The organism is Citrobacter sp. KTE30 (assembly GCF_000398825.1).
GTDB classification, from domain to species: domain Bacteria; phylum Pseudomonadota; class Gammaproteobacteria; order Enterobacterales; family Enterobacteriaceae; genus Citrobacter; species Citrobacter freundii.
Genome location: NZ_KB976055.1, coordinates 3,356,570 through 3,364,242, shown reverse-complemented (window position 1 = coordinate 3,364,242; position 7,673 = coordinate 3,356,570). Strand labels below are relative to the sequence as shown.

6 protein-coding genes and 1 rRNA gene are annotated in these 7,673 nt (G+C 51.5%); 2 read left to right on the top strand and 5 right to left on the bottom strand.

All coding sequences use genetic code 11. The annotated features are described in order from the left end of the window. Positions 1 to 68 precede the first annotated feature (68 nt). Together rrf and WC1_RS07090 are read left to right on the top strand one after the other, a co-directional pair. Positions 69 to 184: ribosomal RNA gene (gene rrf / locus WC1_RS07085) — 5S ribosomal RNA — on the top strand. A 357-nt stretch (positions 185 to 541) separates the two neighbouring features. Further along, on the top strand, positions 542 to 1,840 hold the full coding sequence (locus WC1_RS07090; RefSeq protein WP_016150786.1) for an MFS transporter: 1,299 nt from the start codon (positions 542 to 544) through the stop codon (positions 1,838 to 1,840). Here WC1_RS07090 and WC1_RS07095 read toward each other — a convergent pair. The 5 genes from WC1_RS07095 to trxC form a co-directional block, all read right to left on the bottom strand. After that, positions 1,837 to 2,172, bottom strand: coding sequence for a YfiM family lipoprotein (locus tag WC1_RS07095; RefSeq protein WP_153687927.1), 336 nt, complete (start codon positions 2,170 to 2,172; stop codon positions 1,837 to 1,839). The two genes, WC1_RS07090 and WC1_RS07095, sit on opposite strands and share 4 nt — an antisense overlap. A 32-nt stretch (positions 2,173 to 2,204) precedes the next feature. Next, positions 2,205 to 3,560: a CDP-diacylglycerol--serine O-phosphatidyltransferase gene (gene pssA / locus WC1_RS07100; protein WP_008319601.1), complete on the bottom strand. Its 1,356-nt coding sequence runs from the start codon at positions 3,558 to 3,560 to the stop codon at positions 2,205 to 2,207. A 114-nt stretch (positions 3,561 to 3,674) separates the two neighbouring features. Further along, the gene (gene pat / locus WC1_RS07105) at positions 3,675 to 6,335 is read right to left on the bottom strand and encodes a bifunctional acetate--CoA ligase family protein/GNAT family N-acetyltransferase (protein ID WP_003037556.1); all 2,661 of its coding nucleotides are present in this window, start codon (positions 6,333 to 6,335) and stop codon (positions 3,675 to 3,677) included. A gap of 36 nt (positions 6,336 to 6,371) precedes the next feature. Then, positions 6,372 to 7,070 carry a tRNA-uridine aminocarboxypropyltransferase gene (gene tapT / locus WC1_RS07110; protein WP_003835347.1) on the bottom strand — a complete coding sequence of 233 codons (699 nt, stop codon included), beginning with the start codon at positions 7,068 to 7,070 and terminating at the stop codon, positions 6,372 to 6,374. Between the two features lie 69 nt (positions 7,071 to 7,139). Further along, the gene (gene trxC, locus WC1_RS07115; protein ID WP_003037559.1) at positions 7,140 to 7,559 is read right to left on the bottom strand and encodes a thioredoxin TrxC; all 420 of its coding nucleotides are present in this window, start codon (positions 7,557 to 7,559) and stop codon (positions 7,140 to 7,142) included. Between the last annotated feature and the right edge of the window lie 114 nt (positions 7,560 to 7,673).

Below are 7,673 nucleotides of genomic sequence, written 5' to 3'. Positions count from 1 at the left end.
GAAGAGACGACATTCAGCTTGATACAGATAACATTAACCGGCGAAAAGCGGGTTAATAACAGAATTTGCCTGGCGGCTGTAGCGCGGTGGTCCCACCTGACCCCATGCCGAACTCAGAAGTGAAACGCCGTAGCGCCGATGGTAGTGTGGGGTCTCCCCATGCGAGAGTAGGGAACTGCCAGGCATCAATTAAAGTGAAGAAGCCCATCCTGACGGATGGGCTTTTTTGCGTGTGTGCGGGGTAAAAACCGCCGGGCTGAACGTATTGATTGTGCAGGCCTGATAAGCGTAGCGCATCACGCAATTCCGGCGGCAGATTGCTGGATTCGACGTAACCGCCTTAATCGACTAACAAAAGCACACTGTCTCGATCTACTACACGGATCTCTCCCTCGAACATATCTGAATCCTTTCTCTGCTAATTAAAATCGTGATCTTTCCTGCATAATAATATATAACAATTATATAACATTTAATTCACTAAAAAACACACAACCATCATTGATAAATTCATGCGATCGTTGGCAGGGGTACAATTCTAATGGCTGATAGTAGTGTAACTGAGAACGGGGCGCTGGCAGACGGCGATACCCGCCGTCGTATATGGGCGATTGTCGGAGCATCATCAGGGAATCTGGTCGAATGGTTTGATTTCTATATCTACTCTTTCTGTTCTCTTTATTTTGCTCATATCTTTTTCCCATCAGGAAATACCACCACACAACTCTTACAAACCGCCGGCGTGTTTGCCGCAGGCTTCTTGATGCGACCAATTGGAGGCTGGTTGTTTGGCCGTATTGCGGATAAGCACGGGCGTAAAAAGTCCATGTTGCTGTCCGTTTGTATGATGTGTATGGGATCGTTGGTGATCGCTTGTCTACCGGGATATGAAACTATCGGTACCTGGGCCCCTGCGTTATTACTGCTGGCCAGACTATTCCAGGGGTTATCTGTAGGTGGTGAATACGGAACCAGCGCGACCTATATGAGTGAAGTTGCCGTTGAAGGTAAGAAAGGTTTTTATGCTTCATTCCAGTACGTGACGTTAATCGGCGGGCAGTTACTGGCATTGTTGGTTGTGGTCATATTACAGCACACGTTAGAAGACTCTGCGCTCAGAGCGTGGGGGTGGCGTATTCCATTTGCGTTGGGCGCCGTGCTGGCTATTGTTGCGCTATGGCTGCGTCGCCAACTGGATGAAACCTCGAAACAGGACGTTCGCGCGCTGAAAGAAGCAGGTTCCCTGAAAGGTCTGTGGCGTAATCGCAAAGCCTTTGTCATGGTGCTTGGCTTTACCGCCGCGGGTTCGTTGTGTTTTTACACGTTCACAACCTACATGCAGAAATACCTGGTCAATACAGCTGGTATGCATGCCAACGTAGCCAGCGGGATTATGACGGCGGCACTGTGTGTGTTCATGCTGGTTCAACCGCTGTTCGGCGCTTTGTCAGATAAGATTGGCCGGCGTACTTCAATGCTGTGTTTTGGCGCGTTGGCTGCGATTTTCACTGTTCCCATTCTGACAGCATTGCAAAGCGTAACATCCCCGTATATGGCGTTTGCTTTGGTGATGAGTGCCCTGTTAATCGTGAGTTTCTATACGTCAATCAGCGGTATTTTGAAGGCTGAGATGTTCCCGGCGCAGGTGCGCGCTCTGGGAGTTGGCTTATCTTATGCGGTGGCTAATGCCCTGTTTGGTGGCTCAGCTGAATATGTGGCGTTATCCCTGAAGTCTGTCGGTATGGAAACGACATTCTTCTGGTACGTCACCGCGCTGGCAGTTGTCGCGTTTTTAGTATCGCTGATGTTGCATGGGAAGGGGAAAGGTCTGCGCCTCTAGTAATGTGCCAGTTGCCAGACCGCATAGCCGGTAGACGCGCCTGCAACATCCCAGGCGAAGTCCTTCCAGCTCCAGCCGCTCCCTGCGGGACGGCTGTCCCACAGTTCTTTTGACGCGCCCAGGCTGACTGAGAACATCAGGCCGATAGCCGCACTGCGATCGCGGCTGTTGCCCTGATGTTGGGCATATTCATTGCCGGCTGCGGCAAGCATGGCGGAGGCGATGAAGTGTTGAGCTTTGTCTTGCCCACTCCACTGGTCGTTAGCCATGTGGCTGCAGCCAGAAATGGCCAGGATGCTGGTAAGAATGAACAGGCGCACCGTTGCCTCCATATGAAAAACCCCGTCACTGGACGGGGTCTTGATTACAGAATACGGCTAATTAATCTGTCGATACGAATACGGCGTAGTCGACGAATGAGCTTACGCACTTTGACTGGATAGTCAGCAATACTTTGCAGGTCGCGATAGTGCTTAACGACGGTAGTATGCGTACGGATAAGCTCCAGCTCTTTATCGCGCTGGGGAGTCAGCTCTTGCTTAGGATCGTGGATAAGGATGGCGTTTTCCAGATCCAGACGCCAGGCGCGAGGGTTAAGGTTGTTGCCGGTGAGCAGCATCCATTTATCATCAACCCACATACCTTTCAGATGATAGGTGTTGTCATCATCTTTCCATAGGCGTACGACCAGCTGGTCGGTATTCACGTAATACTGCAATCTGCTCAGGAAACGGCGCAGATTTATTTCATACAGATAAGGCAGCGCGCCGATGATCTTGAATGGCTCATCTTCTGGAATGAAAAAGTCGTTGGCGGTTTTATCACCGACAATGATTTCAACCTTTTTCCCTTCACGCAGCAGTTGAATGATATTGCGCACCAGTATGGCGGGCAGGTTGAAATAAGGGGTACAGATTGTGAGTTTGTGCTCCGCGCAGGGCATAAGATGGAAAATGGTCTTATTTAACAGACTGGATTTCCCAAGGCCCACCAGAGGCGTAACCGAAAGCTGTTCGTTATCAGCATCACCCTGAAAATGGAATGACGCATCACGCAGTTCTTGGCGGTACAGGCGGATATCGTTTTTAATTTCCGGGCTTTTAGGTCGGTTGATATCATCAAGGCGGTTAACGCCGCGACCCTTTATCAGGTTCTGCGTAACCCAATCGAACATGATATCGGCCATTTGCGCATTGCGAATCAACTGATAACGGTCATAGCGATATTTATCATGCTGATGCAGGTAAACATCGTTCAGACTGGCCCCGCTGTACAGGACGCTGTCATCGATAATAAAGCCTTTGAAATGCAGGACGCCAAGCGCTTCACGGGTGTTAATCGGAACGCCATAAACAGGAATATCGATACCAGGGTTTTCTTGCGCCATTCGGCAATACCAGTCAGCATTAGTATTGGATGCCGCAGCCCCAATACGACCGCGCTGAGCTCTGTGCCAGTCGACAAGTACCCGGACATCCAGTTCAGGACGCTGCCGTTTTGCCGCATAGAGAGCGTCAAGTATGCCTTTACCACCGTCATCCTGTTCCAGGTACAGCGCAATAATGCAGATCCGTCGCGTCGCGCTGGCTATTTTTTCCAGCAGAGTCTCCCTGAAATTAGCGGGAGCATAAAAGAAATCTACATCATCAACTGACTGAGAAATCTTGGGTAGTTGGGCAAGGTGTTGTTGATGTTTATTACGCTTAAATTTTGACAACATCACAGTGCATTTCTTCTCTGTTCATTGAAGGGTCCTCTGTGCTATGCAGACGACATAAGCGGGCAATGATACCACCAGTACCCATTAATGTGGTCAACATTTCCAGTACCTTACTCACGATTCCTCACATTGGGCCAGATTAAGCGTTAGCCCAACAATTCCCTCTTCGAGCTGGACGTCAACAACAAACCCGAGTTTTCGGGCCAGGGCGACCATCCCACGATTGTTTGGCATCGTAATACCATTCAAACGTATAAGTCCGTGATCTCGGGTATATGCAATTAATTTTTCCATCAATCGGCGACCCAGTCCAAGCCCTTTGAGATCGGAACGAACCAGTACGGCAAACTCAGCATCTACGTTATCAGGATCCGAGATTGCTCGCGTTACGCCGAGGATCTCTTCGTGATTATCTTTACAACGCACCGCAACAAAAGCCATTTCCCGATCGTAGTCGATCTGCGTCATATTGGCTAAATCTTCGTGGGTAAATTCATTGATCTCACTGAAATAGCGATAATAAAGATCTTCTTTTGTCACTTGAGAAATGAACTGCTGTAGATGAGGTTCATCCTCCGGTAAAATGGGGCGAAACAGACAGCGCTCGCCGTTCTTCAACTCCACCCACTCTTCAAGCTGATGGGGGTATGGACGTACAGCCAGTCTGCTTTCGTTATCACCCGCGAAAGGGGCAATATCCAGCGTAACGTCCAGCGCGGTAAATTCTTCGGCGGAGGCCAGCAGCGGATGAATATCCAGACGCTGAATTTCCGGGCAGTCGACGATCAGGTTGGAGACCTGCACCAGAAGTTGGCTCAACCCGGCGATATCCAGCGGACGCAGTGCGCTGCGAGCGCGGATCTTTTTATTTTTGATCCCCTGGATCACCAGATAACGCGCCAGATTCATGTTCAATGGCGGCAAGGCCACCACGGCTTGCTCTTCCGGTCGCCACTCAACACCACCTTCACCCAGCATAATCAACGGACCAAATACCGGGTCGTGTTCAACGACGACGCGAAGTTCTTGAGCACCAGCGCGATTCGCCATACTTTGTACTAATAAACCGTGAATGCGTGCCTGCGGCCAGGCCATTTTTACCCGATCGAAAATTGCATTGGCAGCCTGCTGCACTTCTGTTGCTGTACGCAGGTAGAGCATTACCCCCTGAACTTCCGACTTATGCGGGATATCAGGAGAACGCAGCTTGAGCGCCACCGGGTAGCCGATTTGCTCCGCGATGTGTACGGCCTCTGCGCTGTCGCTGGCGATCCAGGTCGGCAGTGTATGTAAGCCATAGGCCTGTAAAATAGGCTGAACTTCATGAGTATCCAGCGACGTTGCGCCTTCTGCAATCGCCTGTTGTAACAGATTATGCGCTTCGGCGGTGTTGGTGGTCAGATTGTCGGGTAGCGCAGGCGTTTCACGCAGTTGCTTCTGGTTACGCCGGTACTCCACCATATGCATAAATGCAGTGATAGTGCCTTCAGGCGTGCGGTAGGTTGGTAATCCGGCTTCGCTAAACAGTCTGCGTGCTTCCTGTGAGGAAAACTCTCCGCACCAGTTGGTCAGCAACGAGACGAATTTTCCTCGGGGATGATGCTTTACCGCTTCAATCAATGCCTGTGCGCTTTCGGTTCCGGGAGCGGCTGCGCTGGGTGAATGAATCACCATCAACGCGTCGAAATCCTGGCTGGCGAGCAAAATATCCAGCGTCTTAACGTAGTGTTCGCTGCTGGCGTCATCACGCAGATCCAGTGGGTTGGCGATATCAACATGTTCAGGCAAGGCATCGCGTAATTTCTGGCAGGTGTCTTCATTCAACGTCGCCAACTTGCCATTTTTTGACCACAGTTCATCTAATGCCAGTGCGGCAGGCGCGGCCCCATTGCTGATGATCATTAGCCTGTCGCCACGTAGTGGACGCATGTGGCTCAAGGTTTCGACTGCTGAGAACAGCTCGTGAGTGTCTTGTACGCGCAGTAAACCGGCGCGCTGAATAGCTGCATCCCACGCAGGGTCCATCCCGGCGCTGGTATGCAGTAAACGCTGCGCTGCAGGGCTGCGACCGCTCTTAATCACCAGAATAGGTTTATTGCGCGAGGCGCTACGGGCGGCGGAAACAAAGCGCCGGGCATCACTTAAATGTTCGAGATACAGCAATATCGCGCTGGTTTTACTGTCGCGTGCCAGGTAATCCAGTAGCTCATCAACGTCGATATCCAGGCTATCACCCAGCGCGATAAAGTAAGAAAAGCCCATTTCTCTCTGCTGTGCCCAGTCGAGTATGGTATTGGACACGGCGGCGGATTGAGAGATGAAAGCCAGCTTGCCGCGCTTAATCGGGACGGGGGAAAAGCTGGCGTTAAGTCCTTGCCAGGGTGCGAGAAGTCCCAGGCTGTTGGGACCCAGAAGACGTATGTTGTAGCGTGATGCGCAGGCCAGCAGCTCCGCGTGCTGCGCCGAGGGTGCTGAGAGAATAATGCAGGTTTTACAACCTTTCTCGCCAAGTGCTTCGAGTAATGCCAGGTTACGGCTGGCATTGGTGCACAACACGGCGAGATCGGGGCTAAAAGGCAGGCTGTTGATATTGGGCCACGCCAGTACGCCCAACACCGCTTTCCATGCGGGCGTCACCGGTAAAACAGGTCCATTGAAACCGCCAGCAAGCAGGTTACGCATCATCAGGTAACCTGCGCGATTAGGCTTCATTGACGCCCCAATCACCGCAATGGATTTCGGTCGCAATAGTGCTTCCAGACCACGCTGACTCATATCGGCTTCCTTAATGACACCAGTGACCGAATGATTTTAAACGTTTTCTGATGAATCTGCTGTGACGCTTCCCTGATGTTGAGTTTTTCCTGCCAGGTAGCGGGTTTTAAAGCGAGTAAAATGATCGCTTAACCCTTCTGCGGCTTGCGTATCTCCCGCCAGATCCAACAAGGCGATGGCCACCTCGGCTGTGCAATATTGCCCTTCGGCGTGAACGCCACGCAGGTGGTAAGCAGAAAGGCGTGATAAATCAACAGAGATCACCGGCAGGTTATCGAGGTACGGGCTTTTGCGGAACATTTTACGCGCCTCAGGCCAGGTGCCGTCGAGCATGATAAACAATGGGGGCTTACCGGCTGGTGGCGTGAAAATCACCTCACGCTCTTCACCCGCATAGGAGGCCGGGAATACAACCATCGGCTGGTAATCCGGATTTTTCACCAGTTCCAGCAGCGCCTGCGGCGGCTCGGTACGTGACCACTGAAAAGCCGTGGTATCGGGCAGAATATCGGCAATTAAACGCCCCGTGTTGCTGGGCTTCATCGGCTCGGTATCAAACATCACCAGACAAAAGCGACTTTTTGCCTCAGAGGGCGCCAGAGTTGCGCACAAGCAGAGCTTCTGCGGCAGCAGGCAGCGTTGACAGCGGCGAACGCGATTACCTCGGGCAAGGAAAGGACGCGTGGCGCGCGCGAGGCGCTCAGCGCGTAACTGAAGAACAGCGTTATCGGTCATGGGGAAACACGTTGAAAAACGCTATTGTCGCAGAGGTGAAAACGGGGCACAAGATGCGCCCCGTAGAGATTATAATGATTCGTTAAGCCAGCTATCAAACGGGGCTTTTGGTACAGCGCCGTTAAGCATGTCGACGATTTCACCTTTTCTGAAGATCATGATGGTCGGAATGCTGCGGATACCGAAACGGGCGCTGAGTTCACGCTCGGCTTCCGTATTCACTTTAACAAAACGCACTTTGCCGCTACGCTCTTCCGCGACATCTTCAAAAATCGGGGCGAAGTTACGACATGGACCACACCAGGGGGCCCAAAAGTCAACGACCACCGGGAGATCGTCTTTTAACAGTTTATCCAGTGTCTCACCGGTCGCATTGATCACCTCCCCATCAAACAGGTCGTGACCACAGCGTCCGCATTTAGCCGCTTCCTGGACACGATCGTCAGGGATGCGGTTGATAGCCTGGCAGCTGGTACAAACGGTATTCATAACTAACCTCTGGATGAGTGGAGTGGACTTCACGGCATAAACGCCAGTATGTTTCTATTATGTTACATATTATCGGAGAGTCTGTTCTAAACAACAATGCGTTTTATTCAATGA

Coding starts and splice junctions, on each gene's coding strand:
- WC1_RS07090 (WP_016150786.1), top strand. CDS start 542: ATGGCTGATAGTAGTGTAACTGAGAACGGGGCGCTGGCAGACGGCGAT.
- WC1_RS07095 (WP_153687927.1), bottom strand. CDS start 2,172: ATGGAGGCAACGGTGCGCCTGTTCATTCTTACCAGCATCCTGGCCATT.
- pssA (WP_008319601.1), bottom strand. CDS start 3,560: ATGTTGTCAAAATTTAAGCGTAATAAACATCAACAACACCTTGCCCAA.
- pat (WP_003037556.1), bottom strand. CDS start 6,335: ATGAGTCAGCGTGGTCTGGAAGCACTATTGCGACCGAAATCCATTGCG.
- tapT (WP_003835347.1), bottom strand. CDS start 7,070: ATGACCGATAACGCTGTTCTTCAGTTACGCGCTGAGCGCCTCGCGCGC.
- trxC (WP_003037559.1), bottom strand. CDS start 7,559: ATGAATACCGTTTGTACCAGCTGCCAGGCTATCAACCGCATCCCTGAC.